General features: G+C 48.8%; 18 protein-coding genes and 1 pseudogene. 11 read left to right on the top strand and 8 right to left on the bottom strand.

Annotated elements, in window-relative coordinates:
* Nucleotides 1–36: 36 nt before the first annotated feature.
* Nucleotides 37–1,488 (bottom strand): tRNA (N6-isopentenyl adenosine(37)-C2)-methylthiotransferase MiaB, encoded by a 1,452-nt coding sequence (gene miaB / locus BLP55_RS09950; protein WP_091142993.1) that lies wholly within the window; start codon nucleotides 1,486–1,488, stop codon nucleotides 37–39.
* A 182-nt stretch (nucleotides 1,489–1,670) separates the two neighbouring features.
* Here miaB and topA point away from each other — a divergent pair, with 182 nt between their 5' ends.
* The 7 genes from topA (at nucleotide 1,671) to BLP55_RS09915 (ending at nucleotide 11,335) form a co-directional block, all read left to right on the top strand.
* The gene (gene topA / locus BLP55_RS09945; protein ID WP_091142990.1) at nucleotides 1,671–4,184 is read left to right on the top strand and encodes a type I DNA topoisomerase; all 2,514 of its coding nucleotides are present in this window, start codon (nucleotides 1,671–1,673) and stop codon (nucleotides 4,182–4,184) included.
* Nucleotides 4,185–4,187: 3 nt separating this feature from the next.
* The gene (locus BLP55_RS09940; RefSeq protein ID WP_091142987.1) at nucleotides 4,188–5,333 is read left to right on the top strand and encodes a formimidoylglutamase; all 1,146 of its coding nucleotides are present in this window, start codon (nucleotides 4,188–4,190) and stop codon (nucleotides 5,331–5,333) included.
* Nucleotides 5,334–5,620: 287 nt separating this feature from the next.
* Nucleotides 5,621–7,027: a T9SS ring complex lipoprotein PorK/GldK gene (gene porK, locus BLP55_RS09935; protein WP_091143503.1), complete on the top strand. Its 1,407-nt coding sequence runs from the start codon at nucleotides 5,621–5,623 to the stop codon at nucleotides 7,025–7,027.
* Between the two features lie 48 nt (nucleotides 7,028–7,075).
* The gene (gene porL, locus BLP55_RS09930; protein WP_091142983.1) at nucleotides 7,076–7,708 is read left to right on the top strand and encodes a type IX secretion system motor protein PorL/GldL; all 633 of its coding nucleotides are present in this window, start codon (nucleotides 7,076–7,078) and stop codon (nucleotides 7,706–7,708) included.
* Between the two features lie 42 nt (nucleotides 7,709–7,750).
* Entirely contained in the window at nucleotides 7,751–9,301 is a 1,551-nt protein-coding gene (gene porM, locus BLP55_RS09925; RefSeq protein ID WP_091142979.1) for a type IX secretion system motor protein PorM/GldM, read from the top strand.
* Between the two features lie 48 nt (nucleotides 9,302–9,349).
* The gene (gene porN, locus BLP55_RS09920) at nucleotides 9,350–10,240 is read left to right on the top strand and encodes a type IX secretion system ring subunit PorN/GldN (RefSeq protein WP_091142975.1); all 891 of its coding nucleotides are present in this window, start codon (nucleotides 9,350–9,352) and stop codon (nucleotides 10,238–10,240) included.
* A gap of 57 nt (nucleotides 10,241–10,297) precedes the next feature.
* Complete coding sequence (locus BLP55_RS09915) at nucleotides 10,298–11,335, top strand: NAD(P)/FAD-dependent oxidoreductase (RefSeq protein ID WP_091142973.1); 1,038 nt, start codon at nucleotides 10,298–10,300, stop codon at nucleotides 11,333–11,335.
* On the opposite strand, the gene BLP55_RS09910 is transcribed toward BLP55_RS09915, so the two are convergent.
* A complete protein-coding gene (locus BLP55_RS09910; RefSeq protein WP_091142970.1) occupies nucleotides 11,336–11,716 on the bottom strand; it encodes a DUF983 domain-containing protein in 381 nt (126 codons plus the stop codon).
* A gap of 72 nt (nucleotides 11,717–11,788) precedes the next feature.
* Here BLP55_RS09910 and BLP55_RS09905 point away from each other — a divergent pair, with 72 nt between their 5' ends.
* Complete coding sequence (locus tag BLP55_RS09905) at nucleotides 11,789–13,696, top strand: ABC-F family ATP-binding cassette domain-containing protein (protein ID WP_091142966.1); 1,908 nt, start codon at nucleotides 11,789–11,791, stop codon at nucleotides 13,694–13,696.
* 8 nt (nucleotides 13,697–13,704) lie between these two features.
* Here BLP55_RS09905 and BLP55_RS09900 read toward each other — a convergent pair whose 3' ends face one another.
* Entirely contained in the window at nucleotides 13,705–14,673 is a 969-nt protein-coding gene (locus BLP55_RS09900) for an App1 family protein (protein ID WP_091142963.1), read from the bottom strand.
* Nucleotides 14,674–14,741: 68 nt separating this feature from the next.
* Between BLP55_RS09900 and BLP55_RS09895 the strand changes: the two genes are divergently transcribed.
* Nucleotides 14,742–15,611 (top strand): diacylglycerol/lipid kinase family protein, encoded by an 870-nt coding sequence (locus BLP55_RS09895; RefSeq protein ID WP_091142959.1) that lies wholly within the window; start codon nucleotides 14,742–14,744, stop codon nucleotides 15,609–15,611.
* Here BLP55_RS09895 and BLP55_RS09890 read toward each other — a convergent pair.
* Together BLP55_RS09890 and BLP55_RS09885 are read right to left on the bottom strand one after the other, a co-directional pair.
* A complete protein-coding gene (locus BLP55_RS09890) occupies nucleotides 15,608–16,738 on the bottom strand; it encodes a peptidogalycan biosysnthesis protein (RefSeq protein ID WP_091142955.1) in 1,131 nt (376 codons plus the stop codon). The genes BLP55_RS09895 and BLP55_RS09890 overlap by 4 nt on opposite strands.
* An 88-nt stretch (nucleotides 16,739–16,826) precedes the next feature.
* Nucleotides 16,827–17,308: pseudogene (locus BLP55_RS09885) on the bottom strand (DUF1761 domain-containing protein).
* 229 nt (nucleotides 17,309–17,537) lie between these two features.
* On the opposite strand from BLP55_RS09885, the gene BLP55_RS09880 reads away from it, so the two are divergent.
* Complete coding sequence (locus tag BLP55_RS09880; protein WP_091142952.1) at nucleotides 17,538–18,392, top strand: Two component regulator three Y domain protein; 855 nt, start codon at nucleotides 17,538–17,540, stop codon at nucleotides 18,390–18,392.
* A 72-nt stretch (nucleotides 18,393–18,464) separates the two neighbouring features.
* Here BLP55_RS09880 and BLP55_RS09875 read toward each other — a convergent pair whose 3' ends face one another.
* Together BLP55_RS09875 and BLP55_RS09870 are read right to left on the bottom strand one after the other, a co-directional pair.
* Nucleotides 18,465–18,995 (bottom strand): YceI family protein, encoded by a 531-nt coding sequence (locus tag BLP55_RS09875; protein ID WP_091142949.1) that lies wholly within the window; start codon nucleotides 18,993–18,995, stop codon nucleotides 18,465–18,467.
* 233 nt (nucleotides 18,996–19,228) lie between these two features.
* Nucleotides 19,229–19,948 (bottom strand): pirin family protein, encoded by a 720-nt coding sequence (locus BLP55_RS09870; protein ID WP_211516822.1) that lies wholly within the window; start codon nucleotides 19,946–19,948, stop codon nucleotides 19,229–19,231.
* Between the two features lie 465 nt (nucleotides 19,949–20,413).
* Here BLP55_RS09870 and BLP55_RS09865 point away from each other — a divergent pair, with 465 nt between their 5' ends.
* Nucleotides 20,414–22,129, top strand: a complete 1,716-nt coding sequence (locus BLP55_RS09865; protein ID WP_091142941.1) for a tetratricopeptide repeat protein — start codon at nucleotides 20,414–20,416, stop codon at nucleotides 22,127–22,129.
* Between the two features lie 2 nt (nucleotides 22,130–22,131).
* Here BLP55_RS09865 and BLP55_RS09860 read toward each other — a convergent pair whose 3' ends face one another.
* Complete coding sequence (locus tag BLP55_RS09860) at nucleotides 22,132–22,713, bottom strand: Crp/Fnr family transcriptional regulator (protein ID WP_091142936.1); 582 nt, start codon at nucleotides 22,711–22,713, stop codon at nucleotides 22,132–22,134.
* Nucleotides 22,714–23,635: the final 922 nt, after the last annotated feature.

Here is a 23,635-nt window from a genome sequence, read left to right as displayed (position 1 = left end):
AGGCGTGCTTGGGATTTGGAATTTGGTGCTTGGAGTTTAATTCATCATATTTGAATACCCGACGGCGTGTCCAATGAGCGTGCCGCTGGTGCAATCGGTGATTTTTACGTTGACGAAATCGCCAATTTTGTAGTCTTCGCGCGGAAATACCACGGTGACGTTTTGCGTGTTCCTTCCCGAGAAATCAGCTTCCGATTTTTTAGACGTCTTGTCGATCAAAACTTCGACCACCTGCCCGATGTATTCTTTGCTGCGGAACAAACTGTGCTCGCGTTGCAGATCGACGATTTCCATCAATCGGCGGATTTTGGTTTCCTCGGGCACATCGTCCTCCATTTTTCGCCCGGCGAGCGTGCCCGGTCTTTCGGAATAGGCATACATGTAGCCAAAGTCATATTTGACGTATTCCATCAAACTGAGCGTGTCCTGGTGGTCTTGTTCTGTTTCGGTCGGGAAGCCTGCAATCATGTCCTGCGTGAGCGCACAACCCGGAATGATCGAATACACCTTGTCTATCAAACGCATGTATTCCTCGCGTGTGTGCTGGCGGTTCATTTCCTTCAAAATGCGGTCGCTGCCCGATTGTACCGGCAAATGGATGTGTTTGCACACGTTCGGGTATTTCGCGATCACGTGCAGCACTTCTTCGTGCATGTCCTGCGGATTCGACGTCGAGAAACGCAAACGCATTTTTGGGAACGCGACGGCGGCCATTTCGAGCAGCTGCGCAAAATCGACGGCCGTGGCTTTTTGCATGTCGGTGGCCTTGACAAAATCTTTCTTGAGTCCGCCGCCGTACCACAAATAACTGTCTACGTTCTGGCCAAGCAAAGTCACTTCCTTATAGCCGTTTTCATAAAGATTGCGGATTTCGTCCATGATGCTTTTCGGTTCACGGCTGCGTTCGCGTCCGCGTGTAAACGGCACGACGCAAAACGTACACATGTTGTCGCATCCGCGTGTAATCGATACAAAGGCCGATACGCCGTTGCTGCCCAAACGCACCGGGGCGATGTCGCCGTAGGTTTCCTCTTTCGAAAGGATGACGTTGATGGCATCGCGGCCATCTTCGACTTCCTTGAGCAAATTCGGCAAGTCCTTGTAGGCATCAGGACCTACGACCAGGTCGACGATTTTTTCTTCGTCGAGAAACTTTTCTTTCAAACGTTCGGCCATACAACCCAGTACGCCCACTTTCATGGTCGGGTTTTGCTTGCGTTTGACGGCATTGTATTTTTCGAGGCGTTTGCGCACGGTTTGTTCGGCTTTGTCGCGGATCGAACAGGTGTTCACCAATACCAAATCGGCTTCCTCCAAAACAGACGTGGTGTTGTAGCCGTTGGTCGCCAAAATAGACGCGACGACTTCGCTGTCGGAAAAATTCATCGCGCAGCCATAGCTCTCGATAAAAAGTTTCTTTTTGTTTTGCGGGTTGTGTTCGAGTACGAGACTTTCGCCTTGCTTGCTTTCCTCAATGATCTTTTCCATACGGTTCAAAACGGGTTTTCGTCGGCTTGCAAAGATAAGACTAAAAATCAAAATCTGACAAGATGGCAGTCGAAGATTAACATTGATTTAGAAAGGCCGTCGCGTGCTTCGTTGATGGTGGTCGTCAAAAAAAATCCGACTTTAAAAAAAATCCATACTTTTGCGACAAATTAAAAGCGCATATGGCAAAGAATTTAGTGATTGTGGAGTCGCCTGCAAAGGCAAAGACGATAGAGAAATTCCTAGGCAGCGATTTTCAGGTCGAGTCGAGTTACGGGCACATCGTCGATTTGCCGTCCAAGGAAATGGCCATCGACGTAGAGAACGGTTTTACGCCCAAATACGAAGTGTCGCCCGACAAAAAAGCCCTGGTGAGCAAGCTCAAGACGCTTTCCAAAAATGCCGAAACGGTTTGGCTCGCTTCCGATGAGGACCGCGAAGGGGAGGCCATCTCATGGCATTTGGCCGAAGAATTGAAACTCGACAAGGCCAAGACCAAGCGCATCGTTTTTCACGAGATCACCAAGTCGGCCATCCTCAAGGCCATCGACAACCCGCGCGAGATCAACTACGATTTGGTCAATGCGCAACAGGCGCGTCGCGTGCTCGACCGTTTGGTGGGTTACGAACTTTCGCCGGTGCTTTGGCGCAAAATCAAAAGCGGGCTTTCGGCCGGACGTGTCCAGTCGGTGGCGGTGCGTTTGATCGTCGAGCGCGAACGCGAGATCCAGGATTTCAAGCCGGTCGCGACTTTTTCGGTAGTGGCCGAGTTCACGAACGAATCGGGCAAGTCGTTCAAGGCAAGACTGCCCAAAAATTTCAATACGAAGAAAGAAGCCGAAGATTTCTTACAGAAAAATATCGGTTCTATATATAAGGTGTCGGATCTTGAAACCAAGCCGACCAAAAAATCACCCGCCGCACCGTTTACGACCTCGACCTTACAACAGGAGGCCGCGCGTAAACTGTATTTGCCGGTGGGCATCACGATGCAGCTCGCGCAACGTTTGTACGAGGCCGGACTCATCACTTACATGAGAACCGACAGCGTGAACCTTTCGGCCGAAGCGATGAAAGCCGCCGAAGACGAAATCACGCGTTCGTACGGCAAGGAATTTTCAAAGCCGCGCAGTTTTGTGACCAAGAGCAAGGGCGCGCAGGAAGCGCACGAGGCCATCCGACCGACCGACATGTCGCGTCATTCGGTCAACGTAGAGCGCGACCAGGCCCGTTTGTACGATTTGATCTGGAAAAGGACACTGGCTTCGCAAATGAGCGATGCCGAACTCGAGCGCACCAACGTCAAGATTGAAGCCAACAACCATTCGGAATTGTTTGCGGCCACTGGCGAAGTGTTGCTTTTCGAGGGATTCCTCAAAGTATACCTCGAAGGCAACGACGACGACGACGAAGAACAAGAGGGCATGTTGCCGGCCATGAAGGTGGGCGAGAAGCTCCAAAACCAATCCATCACGGCCACCGAGCGCTATTCGAGACCCGCGGCGCGTTATACCGAAGCGTCGTTGGTCAAGAAGTTGGAGGAATTGGGGATAGGCCGTCCGTCGACGTACGCGCCGACGATTTCGACCATCATCAACCGCAATTATGTAGAGAAAGGAAATCTGGACGGGCAGGAGCGCCAGTATGCGCAGCTGACGCTCGAGTCGGGCAAAATCAACCAAAAGACGCTTACCGAAAACACAGGTTCCGACAAAGGAAAATTGGTGCCAACCGATATCGGATCGATTGTGACCGACTTCCTGGTCAAGAATTTCGAAAACATCCTCGATTATAATTTTACGGCCAGGGTAGAGCAGGACTTCGACGAGATCGCCGAGGGCAACCGCAACTGGGCCAACATGATGAAGGATTTTTATGCGCATTTCCATCCGAACGTGAAGGAAGTCGAGGCCAATGCCGATCGCGAAAGCGGCGAGCGCATCCTGGGGAAAGACCCGAAAACCGGCAAACCCGTGAGCGTGCGTTTGGGCAAATTTGGTCCGATGGCGCAAATCGGCGAACCCGACGACGACGACAAACAGTTCGCGAGCCTGCGCCAAGACCAGAACATCGGAAACATCACTCTCGAAGAAGCGTTGAATTTGTTCTTGCTTCCAAAAAACCTGGGGACCTACAAAGGCGAAGACGTCGAAGTCAGCAATGGCCGTTTTGGACCGTATGTGCGTTTTGGCAAGACATTCATTTCGCTGCCCAAGGGCGAAGACCCACTCGACGTGACGATGGTGCGCGCGCAGGAACTCATCGACGAAAAACTCAAGGCCGATGCGCCGATTGCCACCTACAAAGGCGAGGGCGTACAGAAGGGCGTGGGCCGTTTTGGGCCGTTCATCAAATGGAATGGGTTGTTCATCAACGTGAGCCGTAAATACAATTTCGATAACCTTTCGCAATCCGACATCGTCGAGCTCATCGAAGACAAGTTGCAAAAGGATATCGACAAAGTGATCCACAATTGGGAATCGGAAGGCATCGTGGTCGAGAAGGCACGCTGGGGCCGATCGGTTATCACCAAGGGCAAAATCAAGATCGAGCTCAGCAAAGACGTCGATGCTTCGAAACTGACGCTCGACCAAGTCAAGGACCTGATCGAGAAGAAGGCGCCGGCCAAGAAAACGGCAGCCAAAAAGACCGCCACCAAAACCACCGCAAAAAAAGCAACCACCAAAAAGAAATAGACCATGGGACTTGATTTCCTAGCGCCGCTCGATGCCGAAATGATGAAGTTCATAGAAAATCTCACTTCGCAGCATTTGGGCAGCAAAGTCGTTTTTCATACCGAAAGCGATTTTCCCGATTTGAACCAGGTCAAGATCGCCATCATAGGTGCGATGGAACACCGCGGGCGTCACGCCCAAGAGGTGGAACTCGCGCACATCCGCCGCGCTTTTTATTCGCTGTTTCCGGGGAATTGGCATGTGTCGATTGCCGACCTGGGAAACATACTTCCGGGCGACTCACTAGATGATTCTTATTTTGCGCTGCAACGGGCCGTGGCCGAGCTGCTCAAACGCAACATCATTCCGGTGGTGATTGGCGGTTCGCAGGATTTGACCTATGCACTGTACCGCGCGTATGACGGTCTCGAGCAAATGGTGAACCTGGTTGCGGTAGACAGCCGTTTCGATTTCGGGAAAGAGAGCGAACCGATTTCGGCCAATTCGTATTTGACCAAAGTCGTAGTGGACGAGCCCAACAATTTGTTCAACTATTGCAACATTGGTTTCCAAACCTACTATAATTCGCAGGAAGAAATAGACCTGATCGACAAGTTATTTTTTGATGCGTACCGCTTGGGCGACGTGTCGAACAACATTGCCATCGCCGAACCCGTTTTTCGCGACGCCGACTTGGTGAGCATCGATTTAACATCGGTTCAGTCATCGAGTTCAGGAAATTTCACTACTTTTATGCCTAACGGATTCAACGGCAAAGAGATATGTGCTTTGTCAAGGTATGCGGGAATCAGCGATAAAGTCAGTGTGCTGGGGATATTCAACCAGGACAACGCCAAGCAGGAGGCGACATTGGTCGCACAAATCATGTGGTATTTCATTGAGGGGTTCCACTACCGGTCGAACGAATACCCTTACGGAAGCAAAGAACAGTACTTGAAATACATCATTCCTTCGGAAAGCGAGGAATTGGTTTTTTACAAGAGCAACAAAACAGACCGTTGGTGGATAGAAATCCCGTTTGTGGTAACCGGTAATAATAAACTCAAAAAAAGTACGTTATTACCATGTTCTTACGAAGAATATCTGGCTGCTTGCAACCAGGAAGTGCCCGAAAGATGGTGGAAAGCCCAACGCAAGAATATCTTGTAACATTTTAACGGAATTCGAAAACGTATTCGCAACTTTTTAAAGTTAATTTTGGTTTTATTTTAGAACAGTTTAACAATTTATTGAGCGAATAAGATTACAAATACATGTAAAAAGTGTATTTTGACGATGTTTTTTGCATTTTATCGATTAAAAAGTTTTTTTTATTCGTATTAAATTCTAATTTTGGTTCGTGAAAGAAATTTTACGATAAATAAATTGCTTTTTTGAAAAATAATAAATAGGTTTACGCCCTTAAAATTATGAATACATACATAACCCAAATTTATATGAAGAAATTCATTGCATTTACAGTAATTTCGGCCTTTTTGGTTGGCTGTGGAGGGTCTAGTGACAAAGGTGAATTGGTGGGTGTCAAAGGTAGAAAATGGCATCCTGAGAAACCTTACGGTATGACACTGGTCCCTGGCGGTTCTTTTATCATGGGTAAATCCGATGACGATTTGGCCAATGTGCAGGACGCGCCTACGAAAACTGTTACGGTTAGGTCTTTCTACATGGACGAAACCGAGATCACCAACAGTGAGTACCGCGAGTTTGTAGAGTGGGTTAAAGATTCTACCATGCGCGTTCGTCTGGCGATTTTGGCCGACGAAGTCGGTGGCGGTGGCGCAACCGGAGGCGATGGCAAGAAGAGCGGTAAAGGCGGCAGTATTGGCGACTTTGCATTCAACGATGCCGACCCTGCGAAAATGACGCCGTATGACAAGTACATGTACGAGAACTATTATAGTGTAGGTACCGACGACGATCCGTATGCGGGAAGAAAGCTGAACAGAAAAGTGAAGCTGATCACCGATACCTCTAAGTATCCAGACGAATACTACACCGAAGTAATGGATAGTATGTACATCCCTGTTGCCGAGGCTTACAACGGATTGCGCACCGTAGACGTGAGCAAACTAAAATTCCGTTATTCTTGGATGGACATCCAGGCGGCGGCCAAAGCCAAGGTGGGCAAAAGAAAAGACTTCATCAAGACCGAGCAGGTTAAGGTTTATCCCGATACTACGGTTTGGATCAAAGACTTCGCATACTCTTACAACGAGCCAATGCACAACGATTACCTGTGGCACCAAGCCTACGGCGAGTACCCGGTTGTGGGTGTGAACTGGAAGCAGGCCAAAGCGTTTTGCGCCTGGAGAACCTTGAAGAAAAATACTTGGATCAAGTCTAAGAAAAAAGGACGTGACTTGGTAAACTCTTTCCGTTTGCCAACCGAAGCAGAGTGGGAATATTCTGCGCGTGGTGGTCTTGAATCGGGCGCTTACCCTTGGGGTGGTCCTTATACCAAAAACGACCGTGGTTGTTTCTTGGCCAACTTCAAGCCAAACCGTGGTGATTATGCTGCCGACCAGGCTTTGTACACGGTCGAGGCCAAATCATTCGAACCAAACGGATACAACCTTTACAATATGGCTGGTAACGTAGCCGAGTGGACCGATTCATCGTACGACGCGGCGGCCTACGAATACGTTTCGACCATGAACCCAACTGTTGGCGATTCTAAGAACATGAGAAAAGTCGTTAGAGGTGGTTCGTGGAAAGATGTGGCTTATTTCCTCCAAGTAAGTACGCGTGACTTCGAATACGCAGACACGGCAAGAAGCTACATCGGGTTTAGGACTGTTCAGGATTACATGGGGACAGACATTACCGGCACACCAGGAAGATAAAATTTGACCAATTTTATATATTAACTTAACTAACTAAAAATTATTATTATGGCATTTTTAAGCAAAAAAGCAATGAATTTCGCTTACGGTATGGGAGCGGCAGTAGTAATCGTCGGGGCACTCTTCAAGTTGATGCACTGGCCAGGAGCGAGCGTCATGCTTATTGTTGGTCTTGGAACAGAGGCTTTGATTTTCGGTCTTTCTGCGTTTGATCCAGTAGATCAAGAAGTAGATTGGTCACTTGTTTACCCTGAATTGGCCGGTGGCGAAGCCAAGAAAAGAGAAGCCAAAGAAGATCCAAAAGACGCACAAGGTTTGTTGTCACAAAAATTGGACAACATGCTTAAAGAAGCCAAAATCGATGCCGATTTGATGGCGAGCTTGGGCAACAGCATCAGAAACTTCGAAGGTGCTGCCAAAGGTATTTCTCCTACAGTAGACGCGATTGCTTCTACTAAAAAATACAGCGAAGAGATGAACATGGCTGCAGCCCAGATGGAGTCTTTGAACAGCCTGTACAAAATTCAGTTGGAAAGTGCTTCAAGAAACGCACAAATCAACAACGAAGTAGCAGAAAACAACTTAAAATTGAAAGACCAAATGCAATCGCTTACGTCAAACTTGTCTTCATTGAACAATGTTTACGGCGGTATGTTGTCTGCAATGAGCAACAGAGGATAATTCCTGACTATTTTTATTAACTTAACTAACTGATTATTAGAAATGGCTTCAGGTAAATTAACCCCTAGGCAAAAGATGATCAACCTGATGTATCTGGTTTTCATCGCCATGTTAGCATTGAACATGTCCAAAGAAGTCTTGTCGGCTTTTGGACTCATGAATGAAAAATTCGAAGGTGTAAACAAAGATGCCGCTGAGTACAACGGCAGTTTGTTTGGCCAATTGGAATCCAAAGCCGGTGAGAACGCAGCCCAGTTTGCTGAGCCGTTCCGCAAGGCCAAGGAAGTAAAGGTTATCTCGGATAACTTCTACAAGTATGTCGAATCCCTTAAGAAAGACATCACCACCGGAATTGAGAAAGACAAAGACGGTAAGCTTCCGTACGAAGCGATGGACAAGGGAGACAAAATCGACGAAGATTGGTTCGAAGGTGACGGCTTGTCTAAAAAAGGTAAGGAAATCATGTCGACGATCGACAAGTACAAAAAAGACCTTATCGCGGCTATGGGCAACGATGTAAAATACAAGTTCATTGTAGACGACATCAACTCTAAGTTCAGCACCGCTGATGTAAAAGCACAAGACGGTGCCAAGAAAATGTACTTGGATTACCATTACAAAGGCTTCCCGTCTATTGCGTCATTGACCAAGTTGTCTGCCGTGCAGAACGACATCCGTAAGACCGAGCAGGACATTTACAATGGTTTGATCGGAAACACGCAGGCCAAGGCTGCGTCGATGAAAAATTACAAGGCAATCGTCATCACCGACAAAAACGCATTCTTCTCTGGAGAGTCTGTAACTGGTCGTGTCGTACTCGGTCGTTATGACGAGTCTACCGTACCAACTGCAGTAACCGTAAATGGTAGTGCTGTTAAGATCGAGAACGGTCAAGCCGTATTCTCTTTCGGAGCAGGATCTGTAGGTGAGCACGACATCAACGGTAAGTTTACCTTTATCGAAGACGGCAAAGAAGTGCCGATTCCAATCGAAGGTTCTTACGTAGTGGTTCCTAAACCAAACTCTGCAACGATTTCAGCCGATAAGATGAACGTGGTTTACCGCGGCGTTGTTAACCCGATGACCATCTCGTTTGCAGGTGTTTCTGACAACAACGTATCAGCTTCGGCGCCAGGTATGACCAAAGGTGGTAAGCCAGGTAAGTACGAAATCCGTCCTGGTCAAGGGACTGAGTTGACCATTAACGTCAACGCCAAATTGCCAGACGGTAAATCGGTCAGCGACAAGAAGACATTCCGTATCAAAGGTATTCCAGCACCGGCCGGTACCATTCGTGGTGAGCAAGGTGTGGTTAAAGGTCCTAAGTCAAGCTTACTCGTTTCGACTGTTGGTGCCAAGCTCAACGACTTCGATTTCGAGGTGGGCTTGACCGTTACCGGATTCAACTTGAAAGTAGCTGGTAAACCAACCGTAGTGGTTTCAGGAAACAAACTGAATTCTCAAGCGCAAGCGGTATTGTCTACCGTGTCACGCGGCGATCAGGTTACGATTTCTGAGATCAAGGTAAAATTGGACGGCGCAGGAAACTATATGTTGCCAAGAACCGCTCCGGTTATTTTTGAAGTACAATAATAATTTAAGTTAGCCGTTAACCTACTTAAATAACTTAAAGTTAAAAAAATGAAGTGTAGAAATTTTTTAATGGTTATTGCTTTTGCCGCCGGAACCCTTTCTGCCGCTGCGCAGTCGAATTTGCTCAACGCAAAGACGCCTGACGAAATCGGGAAGAAGACGGCTGCCCAGCTCATTTCTGACAACGACAAGCCGTTGCCTTATGGCTACGTGCACGACAGGGATGTATTGATGGGGAAGACCACATGGGAAATCATCGACCTTGACGAAAGGATCAACTTCCCGATGTATTACCCGATCGATAGCGCCAACATCGGTACCGACAGACGTTCGTTGTACGACGTACTGACCAAGGCGATGAAGCAAGGTAAAATCACAGAAGTGTATACCGACAGCTATTTCAACACCAAAAAAACACTCAAGGACATCGAGTCTTCATTGACGCGTATCGACACGACCGACCCAGGTAGAGAGCAATTCAATGCCGGGATTACGATCGATCCGCAGTACATCGTGAGAACCGATTTGGGTGCCATCGACGTATCCGATTACAAGATCAAGGGATATTGGTATTTTGACAAGCGTCAAAGCGAACTCAAGTACCGTCTTTTGGGATTGTGCCCGGTAACCCCCGATGTATTTACAGTAGGTAAGGAAGAACAAGATTATATCGAACTGTTTTGGATTTATTTCCCGGCAGCCAGAGACGTGTTGCACGAAGCCAAGGCTTTCAACGACCGAAACTCGGCCATGCCAATCACGTTCGACCACTTGCTTAATTCGAGACGTTTCAATGCGGTGATCTACAAAGAGGAAAACGTATACGGCGACCGTGAGATTGCCGAGTACCTCAAGGACAACTCGCAAATGCAGCTCCTCGAGTCGGAACGCGTCAAAAGCAAGATCCGCGACTTTGAGCAAGACATGTGGAATTATTAAAACCATATTTCAGTATAGAAACTCCTGCCAATCGGCGGGAGTTTTTATTTTTGTACCATGATAGATTACATAGTTGTAGGAGGTGGGTTGGCCGGAATCGCAATGGCCGAAACGGTGTTGGCCAAAGGAAAATCGGTGGCGGTGTTTGACAGCGGCTTGGCCAATGCATCGGGTGTAGCTGCCGGCGTCTACAACCCGGTGATTCTGAAACGTTTTAGCGGTTTGCAACACGCGCAGGAGCAACTCGAAGGGCTACGGGTTTTTTACGAAAGACTTGAAGCTAGGCTGGGTGTCAAAGTGAATTTTCCGATGCCCATCTTGCGCAGGTTTTTTTCGGTCGAGGAACAGAACAATTGGTTTGCCGCGTCGGATCGTCCGGGGTTGTCGGATTTTTTGTCTACGCAGCTTGTGAAAGACCATTACGCCTACGTCGAATCGCCTTTTGATTTTGGATTGGTCACGCATACGGGTTACGTAGACACCCAAGCGCTGTTGCGCGCTTACCATTCGTATCTGCAAGACAAAGGGTGCTTTTTTCGCACGTCGTTCAACCCACAGGAATTGGTTGTCAGTGACGATGGGGTTGCCTATCAAGACCTCCGCGCGCACCATGTTGTGTTTGCCGAAGGTTTTGGACTAAAAAGCAATCCGTATTTCAATCATTTGCCGCTCAACGGGACCAAGGGAGAAGTGTTGCTGATTCGCGCCCCAAAACTAAGCCTCGATGCCATCATCAAAGGCAATGTCTTTGTATTGCCCATGGGTTCGGACCTGTACAAAGTGGGCGCCACCTACAACTGGGAAGACAAAACCACCGAAGCGACCCCGGCAGCCAGGCAAGAACTCATCGAAAAGTTAACGGAATTGATCTCATGTGACTATGAAATCGTCGATCAACAAGCGGGCATCCGCCCAACGGTGAAAGACCGCAAGCCCTTGCTTGGAACACATGCGCAATACAATCGGCTTCATCTGCTCAACGGGTTGGGTACGCGTGGCGTGATGCTCGGGCCTTATTGCGCACAAATCCTTTTTGAGCATATCGAACAGGGAACGGCCATTCCGGCATCGCTCGACATCAAACGGTTTGCGTGATCAGCGCGCGGCATTGGGGTCGTAGGATACAAACATGTTGATGTACAACGTGCGCGACCAACGCAAGATGGGTGGCATCAGCAACAGCATCACCCCGAAAATGCATCCAAAAGTGGCCAGCAAGCCCATTCCGAACAGTCCCCAGCAAATCACGAACACCGCAATCGCCAACGCGACATTAACGGCATAACTTACGTACATCGCACCAAAAAAGAACGACGGTTCCATGTGGTACTTGAGTCCGCAGTGGCTGCAATGTTCGTTCATTTTGAGTGTTTTGCCCAGCGTGTAGGGGTTCTTGGCAACATACATGCTTTCCTGCTGGCATCTGGGGCAACTTCCTGTTAAAATGCTATTGAGTTTGGATCCTTTTTTTAACATTTGCAAAAATTTTCGCTGTTCGTTTTGGTTGACGCAAAGATACGGCTTTCACCATCGTTTAAATCACAATAAATGCTTAACATCCACAATCTTTCGGTTTCTTTTGGCGGGACCTATTTGTTCGAAGAAGTCACATTTCGGCTTGGCGCAGGCGATCGCGTAGGACTGGTCGGTAAAAACGGCGCGGGCAAGTCTACGATGCTCAAGATTTTGTCGCGGGACATCGCCCCAGATTCGGGCAGCATCGCCACCGAAAAAGAAGTCAAGATTGGTTTTTTGCGTCAGGACATCGACTTTGAGCAAGGCCGCACCGTGCTCGAGGAAGCCTATCAGGCGTTCATCGACATCAAACAGGTCGAACAGAAACTCGAACAGATCAACCATCAACTTGTCACCCGCACCGATTACGAAAGCGAAGCCTATTCGCAAATCATTGAGGATTTATCCGATTATACGCATCGTTTTGAGTTGCTTGGCGGATACAATTACGTGGGCGATACCGAAAAGGTGTTGCTAGGTCTTGGGTTCAAACGCGAAGAATTCAACAACGCTACCGATACTTTTTCGGGCGGATGGCGCATGCGTATCGAACTCGCCAAATTGCTGCTCCAATCGAACGATGTGCTGTTGCTCGATGAGCCTACCAACCACCTCGACATCGAGTCGATCATCTGGCTCGAAGGATTTCTCCGGAATTTCCCGGGCGTGGTGGTCATCGTTTCGCACGACAAGATGTTCCTCGACAACGTGACCAACCGCACCATCGAGATTTCATTGGGCAAGGCCTACGATTTCAACAAGCCGTATACCGAATACCTGGTGTTGCGACAGGAAATCCGCGAAAAGCAATTGGCGACGCAAAAAAACCAGCAAAAGAAAATCGAGGAGACCCAAAAACTCATCGACCGTTTTCGTTACAGCGCGACCAAGTCGTCGATGGCGCAATCGCTGATCAAGAAACTCGACAAGGTCGAACGCATCGAGGTAGATGAAGAAGATACGTCGGTCATGACGATCTCGTTTCCGGTCTCGAAAGTGCCCGGAAAGGTCGTGATCGAAGCCGAGCACGTCACCAAGCGTTTTGGCGAGAAGACGGTTTTGAAAGACATCAACCTGCTCGTCGAACGCGGTTCCAAGATTGCGTTTGTCGGGCAAAACGGCCAGGGCAAATCGACTTTTATCAAGGCCATCGTCAACGAATTTCCGTTCGACGGGACCATCAAGTTGGGGCACAATGTACAGGTGGGCTACTTCGCGCAAAACCAGGCCGAATACCTCGATGGCGAGATCACGCTCCTGGAAACAATGCAAAACGCCGCGACCGACACCAACCGCGCCAAAGTACGCGACATGCTCGGGGCATTTTTGTTCCGCGGCGACGATGTCGAAAAGAAAGTCAAGGTGCTTTCGGGCGGCGAACGCAACCGGTTGGCGCTTTGTAAGTTGTTGTTGCAGCCCATCAACGTATTGGTGATGGACGAACCCACGAACCACCTCGACATCAAATCGAAGAATGTGCTCAAAGCCGCGCTCCAAAAATACGAAGGCACGCTTTTGATCGTGTCGCACGACCGTGATTTCCTACAGGGCATGTCGAACATCGTCTACGAATTCAAGGACCAAAAGGTCAGGGAATATTTGGGCGATATCAACTTCTTTCTCGAACAACGCAGCTTGCAGAACATGCGCGAAGTAGAGAAGAAGGATGCCGTCAAAAAAGAGGCGCCCAAGGAACAACCCAAATTGTCGTACGAAGACCAAAAGAAAGGCAAGGCGCTGCAAAACAAATTGAGCAAGGTGGAAAGCCAGATCGCGCAGCTCGAGAAAGACATCCAGAACGACGACAAGGCGCTCGAATCAAATTACGACAAACACCTCGAGGACGCCAATTTCTTTACCGCCTACAACAAGAAAAAAGCCGAATTGGAACGCCTGTTGGCCGAATGGGAGGCCGTACAGCTGGAAATCGAAAATTCTTGAGGCGACATTTAGTGGATCAGCCCGATCCGTTTGGAATGTTCGATGGCTTCGCTCGACTCCTCGAAATAGCAGGTGGCTACATCCAGCGTTTCCATATTTCTTAAGGCTTCGACCGCTTTTTGCTTTTTTCGCTTGCCCGTTTGCCGGATGTACACCGCCTTGACGTTGATCGGGAAAATCTTGCAGATGTCTTCGTACAAATACGGATCCTGCTGCGAATCGTCGCCGAGCAACGTATAGGTCAAATGCGGATAGAACTCGAGGATGTGTTTGATTTTTTCGAACTTGTGGTTGTGGTCGCCGCGGCCCGTGATGAAAAAGTCGGTCAGGCTTGTCTTGATGTCCTTTAAAAGCAGCACGGCGCGCGGCAAATCGTGCAGTTCGGTAAAATCGATGATGAACCGGTACAAATTCCACTCGCTGCTCGACACATAAAAAAAAGCATTCTCTTCCTGCTTGTTGTTGCGCCCGGCCGTACTGAGCGCCTGGTAATGCGGTACGACGCCTTCAAAGATTTTGCGTCCGCGCAGGTTCCGGAACAACAAAATATAAAGTTTGCGGAACGGATTTCTGGTGTACGACACCAAAAACGTATCGTCGATATCCGAAATAAAGCCCAACTTTCCTTCGAAAGGCCTCAGGAAGCTGCCCCGTGTGACGATCTCTTCGTCTTCGTGTTCGATGCTGACGCGGTAGTCCATCCAGCCGTGCCCGAATTCTTTTTGAAGCGGGATCGAAAACTTGAAGTAGCCGTCGTCGAGCGTTTTGGTGTGGATTTTTTGCGTCCCCAAATGCAGATATACGCTTGCGTTGGGCTTGGTCTTGATGCGGAACATCCTGATGACTGAGCGTGCATTGCGGAAATTCTTTTTCTGGAAGTCGTATTCTTGTTTGGTGGTTGGCCGAAACACGTGTCCCATGACAATCAATTCTTCTTCGTTGGCGTATCCTCGGTACAATTTTAAAATCGGCTTCATGAAATGTTAAATGGTTTTGTAGGGACTTTCTAATTTAGCTAATTTTAAGGATAAAACGAAGCGAATCCGTGAAAAAGAATGTGCTCTTGGTGGTGAATCCCATTGCCGGTGGTCTCGACAAAGCCGACCTTGTGGCTACGGTCGAGCAGTTTGCCGACCAAAAGAAGGTCCGACTCGTCGTGTTTGAAACGACGGGGTCAAAGGACTGCGCACAAATTTCAAAGTTATACCACGAGCACAAACCCGAGCGCATCCTCGTGGCAGGGGGCGACGGAACCATCAAAATCGTCGCCGAAGCGGTCGAGCACCACGACGTGCCGTTGGGCATCTTGCCCGCGGGGTCGGCCAACGGTTTGTCGGTAGACTTGGATTTGCCCAAAAGCTTGGACGAAAACCTTGCGATTGCATTCCGCGACCGGTTCATGGACATGGACATGGTTTGCATCAACGGCAAAAAAAGTTTGCATTTGAGCGATTTGGGACTCAATGCGCAACTCGTCAAAAACTACGAAGCCAGCGACACGCGCGGTATGCTGGGTTATGCGTTGCAAGCGATTACAACGCTCAACGAACAAGATCCGCCATTCCACGCCAAGATCGACACCGACGGTTGTATCATCGAATGTGAAGCGCGTATGATTGTGATCGCCAATTCGCAAAAGTATGGTACGGGCGTGACCATCAACCCGAACGGTCGCATGAACGATGGCAAGTTCGAAATCATCATCCTCAAGAACACCGACTTGATCACCATCGGCAAAATAGTCGCGGGCAACATGCCGCTCGATACCGACGACGTCGAAATCATCACGGCCGAGAAAGCCACGATCAACACCTCGGTGCCTGTCCATTTTCAAATCGATGGGGAATATGTGGGCGAAGAAACCAACCTCCACATCCACGTGCTGCACCGACAAATGCGCGTGGCGGTGCCTTAATCCTTAAACGGGTGGCGCTGTTGCCAGACAGATTCGGGCTCGAAGTATTTGAACAGTTTGGGCATGAATCGGTTGGCCAAGGCATTGCGGTGTTGGATGAATCCCCAGGCGTCTTTCGGGACGGCACCCACCGAACTCTTGATTTCCAAAGCGGTTCGCGCAAAAATGATGCGTTTGTATCCTTTGTTGATCGAGTAGGCCGTCATGTCGTAAAGCATGTTCAGATACAACATTTTGTCGCGCTGGCAATCGGCATCGTAGCCTAGAAAATAAGTGTCGATGTCGCAACCGTTCTTGATTAACGTGCTGAAACCGACGATCCGTCCCTCGTCGAAATAACCGTAAAACAAGAACCGATCGCCCAGCGCTTGTTTGAACACGGCAAAATGGTCTTCGGGTAAATAGAACGTATTGAACGGCGCCTTGTCGGCCACGGTGCGGTACAACCGGTAGATGTCGGGTTGATGGTGTCGGATTTCGTCGAGCGTCATCTTGCGTTTGTCGAGTCCTTCGGCCTTTTTGCGCGCGCGTTTGTATTGGTCGCGGTATTTTTTGAGCAAGGCCGCAAGATAGTCGTCAAAAGACCGCCACGACGGAATGTCGAAAACCATGTTGGGTTGGGTCTGGAACTGGAAATAGTTAGCAAAACCTTGGGTAAACCATTCGGCCTGTTGGGTCGTGAAATCCTTCCATACGACCAGATGCGGTTTAAATTCGGCCAAGAGTTGCCCGGCGGCTTTTTGCAGTATTTGCAACAAGTCGCGCGGGGCAATGCCATCGGAAAAAGCAAACGCATTTTGCCCCGTAAGCATGTTGTTGCCCATGAACAACACTTTCGACGAGAAATTCTTGAAGACGATGTTGCGCACCTTGGTCTTGAGGCATGAATCGCGGTCGCCAAACGATTCGACATTGCTCAAATCGACAAACTGGCTCACTGCGATACCCACGAGTCCATCGCCATCAAAAACACCTACAAAACGGCAACGCATGTTCTCTGGCGCCGATGTTTCAAGGATCGAAAGATATTCACGGCCCAAAAACAAATTGTGTTGCGCCAGTTGGTCCCAATCCTTGGGCAACGACGCCGCGCTGGTGAAAATCGCAAAAGTATAGGGGGTACTCAAATCGGTCTAGAGATTTTGTCAAAGATACGCAAAAGGCCTATACAAAAAGACCGCCCATAGAGCGGTCTTGTTCATTGTTGTTTGGTTGTTATTGCCATGCGCAGACGATGCCGCCCATGATCATGCAGCACACCACCCAATAGCCGCCGGTGACCAAGATGTATTTCCAACTGCGCTGTTCAAACAGCGAATTGGTGCCCACAACGGGCAGCGCAAAGAACAGCCCTGCGAAAAAGCCGTGCAGCATGCCGTGCTTGAAGGTGCGGAACGCCGTGCCGTAGTCGGCCATAAAGGCGTTGAACGATGGCTTGGCTACGCTAGGGTCGCCGCCAATCATGCCGGTGGCGCCCCATTGGTGGATCACCATAAATTGTAGCGTAAAGGCAATGAAAAAGGCAAACACAATGGTGGTGCCGATATTTTCAGCATGTTGCCCGATTTGGCTTTGTCTTCGGTCATGCCGCTTTCGCGCATCCACAAATTGCCAAAAACTTTTGGGTTGTACCAGATGAATCCCACGGGTAGTGTAGAAAGAGCCGCGACAAGAATCGCCAGAAAATTAATGCTCATGGTTTTTTGTTTTTGTTGGTTAGTGATTCAAATATAGGAATTTTTGAAAATACGCTAACGATTTAGTTATTAGCGGGGTGCGGGTGACCAAAGAAATTGTCGACGAAATGCATATTTGTAAGAAAAAATACCATAAATAATTCAAAAATATGCATTTCATCGATTTTATTTGCTTATTATCGATAAACTGTCATACTTTTACACCGTAGAAATTTCAAATACCCCTACTATGAAAAATATTGCTACACTCCTGATGTTGATGATCGCCTCTGCGGTGATGGCCAACGTATCACCTTCGGAAAAAGAAGCGTTGCTCAAATTATACCATGCGACCAACGGCGCGCAATGGAAAAAAACATGGGACCTCAAAGCACCAGTTACTACCTGGTATGGCGTAAAGGTACAAAACGACAAAGTGGTCGCGATTGATTTGTCGAACAACAACCTGAGCGGCGAATTGCCGAAAGAAGTCAAGCAACTTGTAAACTTGCAGGATTTGCGTTTGTTCCGCAACAGTTTGACGGGCAACATCCCAGCCGAGATTGGTCAACTCAAATCGCTCAAATCGCTCAACATGGCGTTCAACAAATTGTCGGGCAACATCCCGACGAGCATGGGCAACCTGACCGCTTTGGAGTCTTTGGAATTGTACATGAACCGTCTTTCGGGCAATATCCCGAGCGAGATCGGAAAACTCAAGAATCTCAAGACCTTGTCTTTGTACAACAACGAATTGAACGGAAGCATCCCAACCACCGTATACGGCATGACGTCGTTAAGGGTTTTGTTGCTCAGCAGCAATAAACTGACCGGAAAATTGAGCCCCGATGTGGCCAACCTGTCTAACCTGGAGAACCTGAGCTTGTTCGAAAACAACCTCGACGGACAGGTGCCTTTCGATTTAGAGAAAATCAACGGGCTTAAGGAAATGAACATCTCTTACAACCAATTCTCGGGATTGGTTTCGAGAAACCTCGCGCAACTCGATACGCTCAACATGACGATGGTCAACGAGCAGGGTGTTGCAACAACCTTGCAAGTCAAGGCCGAGGACAAAAATTCGGCATTGGCCGCAGAAGACTAATAGTAATTTTTTTTCATAAAATAATAATTGGTGGAAAGCCCCGCTCTTGTAGCGGGGCTTTTGTTTGCTGGTTTATTGTTTGATAAACTGCAGCTCAATCACCAATCTAACTTCTTCTGCCACCAGAACGCCGCCTGTTTCCAGGGCCGAGTTCCAGTTGAGTCCCCAATCCTTGCGGTTGATTTTACCGTTGAGCCCAAAACCGGCTTTGGTGTTGCCCCACGGATCTTTCATTTGTCCGCTGAATTCGGCGTCGAGCGTTACGGGTTTGGTGGTGCCGTGTAGCGTCAAGTCACCTTTGAGGGTATATTCGCCTTCGTCTTTTTTGGTGAACGACGTGGCTTCGAATTTGATCTCCGGATATTGTGCGGCGTCAAAAAAGTCGGCGCTGCGCAAGTGGCCGTCGCGGTCGTTGTTGCCGGTATCAATCGATTCTACGTCACCTGTAAAGTGAATTTTGGCGTTTTCGAAATCGTCGCCCTCGGTTTCTATCGATGCGTCGAATTTGGTAAATTTCCCGGACACGTTGGTAAACATCATGTGTTTGACTTTGAATCCGATTTCAGAGTGGGTGGGGTCGATGACCCATTTGGTTGTTGACATTTTTTTATTGTTTATTGTTATTATTTATTTTTTATTTCTGGGGCAAAGTTCGGTCGGTTTTTTTCGTTGGGCATTGAACTAGGACAAGAAAGACCGTTGCGCTTTAAGAATCAAGACCGCTTCGCTGCAAGAACCAATACGGTTGGGTCAAACGAGTCAATCTTGATTCTTGACTCTTGAATCTTGACTCTAGATTCTTGGTTCCTGGTTCTTGACTCTTGACTCTAGTCTGTTTACAAAACCATCGGCACTTCCATCAGCAAAATCTCGGCATCGGCAGAATTCGCGGTAATCTGAATCGCGTTGGTGTCCCAAATGCCGAGCCCGTCGCGCTGGTTGAGTGCAATATCGCCTATCGTAAAATCGCCTTTGATCACAAACGTATACACGCCGTTGCCTTTTTTCTTCAAGCCGTATTCGGTCGAGAAATCCTTGTCGAAAGTACCCAAATGGAACCACGCGTCCTGGTGGATCCAAACGCCTTCATCGTCTGCGCTTGGCGACAAAATCTGCTGCAGTTTGTTGTGGCGGTCGTTTTGGTCGAGCGTAATCTGGTCGTAACGCGGTGTCACGTTGCGTTTGTTCGGATACAGCCAAATCTGCAAAAACTTGGTCAGCTGGTCGGCGTTGCGGTTGTATTCGCTGTGCATGATGCCGGTGCCCGCGCTCATGACCTGGATGTCGCCTTTTTTGATGACGGCCTTGTTGCCCATCGAATCCTGGTGTTCCAAATCGCCCTCGAGCGGGATCGAGATGATTTCCATGTTGTCGTGCGGGTGCTTGCCAAAGCCCATGCCCGCATCGACGCGGTCGTCGTTCAGCACGCGCAACACACCAAAGTGCATGCGGTCTGGGTTGTGGTAATTGGCAAAACTAAACGTGTGGTGCGAATCGAGCCATCCATGGTTGGCGTGGCCACGTGTCGCGGCTTTGTGCAAAACAGTGTTGTCCATAATTTTTGAATTGGTGTTGGGTAAATGATTAAAACCGATCGCTTCGGGTTGCTTGATCTCGTCGATGTCGTTCTTCAAAATGTCACCGACGGCGGCCGAGGTCACGAACATGCCCGTGCCCATAAGCCCTTTCTTTAGGAATGATTTTCTGTCCATGGTGGTGGTTTTAGATAGGGCAAAGTTCGGGTAGCGGGTTGGCGTGTGCATTGAACTAGGACAAGAAGTGTGTCGAAAGTCGAAAGGCAAAAGTCAAAAGTCGAAAGTTGAAGGAAGTGATTTGGGCGTGCCGGCGGCTGGGGATTTTGAGGTTGTCAGAATGTCGAGTGGGCCGCCGTCGGGCTGTCCGCTTTATCTTTTTTGCCTTCGTGCCTCGGCAAAAAAGGATGCCGCTACCATCCCTCACGCAAAATCGATCCGGCACGAAATATTTGCTATATTTGATGTAAGTGTCTAAAAATTAACATCATGCAATTGATTTTCTACTTGGGCCTCATGGGCTGTCTGCTCACGGGGTGCCGTCAAAAAGAGCCCGCCGAAACCCCACCCAAAGTGGGCGCGCGTTACCATTGCAAAGCGCAAACCAACGATAAGGATTGGTACACATCGGGTAAAAAGGCGCCCAAATTCAAAGGGCTCGAAGGCATCACCTTTAAAATATCCACCAACCATCCCGAAGCGCAAACGTATTTCAACCAAGGGCTCATGCTCGCCTATGGCTTTAACCACGCCGAGGCCGCGCGGTCGTTTTTCGAGGCCACGCGGCTAGACCCGAATTGTGCGATGGCGTTTTGGGGCTATGCCTACGTGCTGGGCCCGAACTACAACGCTGGCATGGAACCCGACAATTTCGAGCGCGCCTACGATGCGGCGCAATCGGCTTTTCGGTTGTCCAAAAACGCCACAGCCAAGGAAAAAGCATTGATCGAAGCGTTGGCCACGCGGTATGCCAAACAGCCGCCCGAAGACCGCAGCGCGCTGGACATCGCCTACAACAAGGCCATGAAAAAAGTCTACCAACTGTATCCCGACGATCCCGATGTAGGCGCATTGTATGCCGAATCGCTCATGGATTTGCATCCGTGGGACCTGTACGAAAAAAGCACCAAGAAGCCCAAACCCTGGACGCCCGAGTTGCTTTCGGTTTTGGAACATTTGATGGATTTGCATCCCAAGCATCCGGGCGCACATCATTTTTACATCCATGCCGTCGAAGCATCGGCGTATCCCGAAAAAGGCGTGCCCAGCGCAAAGCTGTTCAAAGACCTCGTGCCGGGTTCGGGACATTTGGTGCACATGTCGTCGCACATCTACATCAATACGGGCGATTACCATTTGGCGACGCTGGCCAACCTCGCGGCCGTAAAAATCGACAGCAGTTATTTTACGGCCTGCCATGCGCAAGGGGCATATCCGTTGGCGTACTATCCGCACAATTATCATTTTTTGTCGGCGACGGCCACTTTAGAGGGCGCCTCGAAAACCGCATGGATGGCGGCCAAACAAGTGCAGTCGAACACCGCAAAGGACGTCATGGAACAACCCGAATGGGCCACGCTGCAACACTACTACACCATCCCGTACTATGTGGGCGTCAAGCTCAAGATGTGGGACACGATTCTGGCCCAGCCCATGCCCGAAAAGAAACTGATTTATCCAAGGGCGGTCTTGCATTATGCGCGCGGGATGGCCTATTTGGGCAAAGGCAATCGCATCAAGGCCAAGACCGAGTTGGCCGCCCTGCAAAAGCTCGCGCAAGAAGCTGAACTCAAAAGCCTGACCATCTGGAACATCAACACCACCCATGATTTGATCCAGATTGCCGTCAAAGTCCTGCGGGCCGAAATCGCGCAAGACGAAAAACAGTACGACCAAGCGCGAACACTCTTTCTCGAGGCCATCGCGCTCGAGGACCAACTCAATTATGACGAGCCGCCCGACTGGTTTTTCTCGGTTCGTCACGAACTGGGCGCTTTACTGGTGAAGGACGGGAAATACAAACAGGCCGAGCAAATCTACCGCGAAGATTTGTTGCATTTTCGCGAAAACGGATGGGCGTTGATCGGGCTTTATCAGGCGCTTCTAAAACAAGGGCGTGAAGCCGAGGCCAAAAAAGTAAAGGAACGGTTCGACAAGGCGTGGGCGCATGCCGATTTTGCGCTTACTTCTTCGGGCGTATTGTAGTTTTAGGATTTGGCAAGCTTGGCACGTACTTTCGACAAAAATTCGGGCGTGATCCCCAAATAGGAAGCGATATAGTGTTGCGGCACGCGTTGCGGAATGGTTGGGTATTTGGCCAAAAAGTCCTGGTATTTTTCGACCCCGCGGCGCGTGATGGTACAAAACAATCGGTTTTGCGTGACGGCCAGGTTGCGTTGCATCAAGATCCGAAAGGCGCGCTCGAAACGCGGCGCACGCAAAAACAGCGCTTCCTTGGCTTCGGGGGTAAACGTAAGCAGTTCGCAATCTTCGATGGTTTCGATAAATACCTGGCTGGGTTGGTTTTCGTAGATGCTGAACGAGATGTCGCTGATCCACGAATCCTCGACGGCAAACTGGATGATGACTTCGTGTCCGTTCTCGTCGATGTAATATTTGCGCAGACAGCCCTTGACGACAAACGCTTCAAAATTACATACTTCGCCTTCGTGCAGCATGATGGTTTTTTTGGGAACGGTGCGGTGTTCGAGTAGCCCGTCAAAAACGTCGAGTTCGTCGGGCTTGAAGGCGACGTAGCGCGAGATGGCTTTGTTGATTTGGTCGTACAAAATAAAAGAAATGGTCGTTACGGTAATTCGATTGGGATTGCGTCACGGTCAAATTTAAGGAAAATTTTGGTTTGGGAGCGTGATGCGGTGGGAACCCACTACATCCCGCCCTGGTTTAAAGTTATGGAATTAAAAAATACAACAAGTGTAGAAAATCTGCCGGGAAGTTAATTTGATTTGTTGTATAGGGGAACCCACCATATCCCGCCCTGATTGAAAGTTACGGAATTAGAAAATACAATAAGTGTAGAAAATCTGCCGGGAAGTTAACTTGATTTGTTGTATAAGGGAACCCACCATATCCCGCCCTGATTGAAAGTTACGGAATTAGAAAATACAACAAGTGTAGAAAATCTGCCGGGAAGTTAATTTGATTTGTTGTATAAGGGAACCCACCATATCCCGCCCTGATTGAAAGTTACGGAATTAGAAAATACAATAAGTGTAGAAAATCTGCCGGGAAGTTAATTTGATTTGTTGTATAAGGGAACCCACCATATCCCGCCCTGATTGAAAGTTACGGAATTAGAAAATACAATAAGTGTAGAAAATCTGTCAAAATACCCCGCACTAGGCGCTCCACGCCACAATTCATTAAAAGTCACAACTTCGAATGTAGATCATATAGTGTTGCCTTCGTTGGTTTAAAATAGGCCGGCCGAGGTTTTTTCGGCTTGCTCAAGGTCTTTGTTTTGCGTTATCCGTAGCCAGTTTCATTGCGACATTAAACTATAAATGCAAATCTCTCGCGGTGTTCGACAACAGCTACATGCTGTTTTGTGGTAAAATTTCTGTGGTGTTTTTTTTATCACAAAAAATTCACCACACTTTGAACTGCCCCCCAAAAGTTGGACACTATTTGAGGGTATTTATGGAAAGAAAAGTCAAGCACAGTTATGATTTCAAACTTCGCTGTGTAGAG

It is taken from the genome of Flavobacterium caeni (assembly GCF_900101895.1).
Lineage (GTDB): Bacteria > Bacteroidota > Bacteroidia > Flavobacteriales > Flavobacteriaceae > Flavobacterium > Flavobacterium caeni.
Note: the sequence above shows the minus strand (reverse complement) of the source record. Positions and strands in the feature narration are given on the sequence as shown.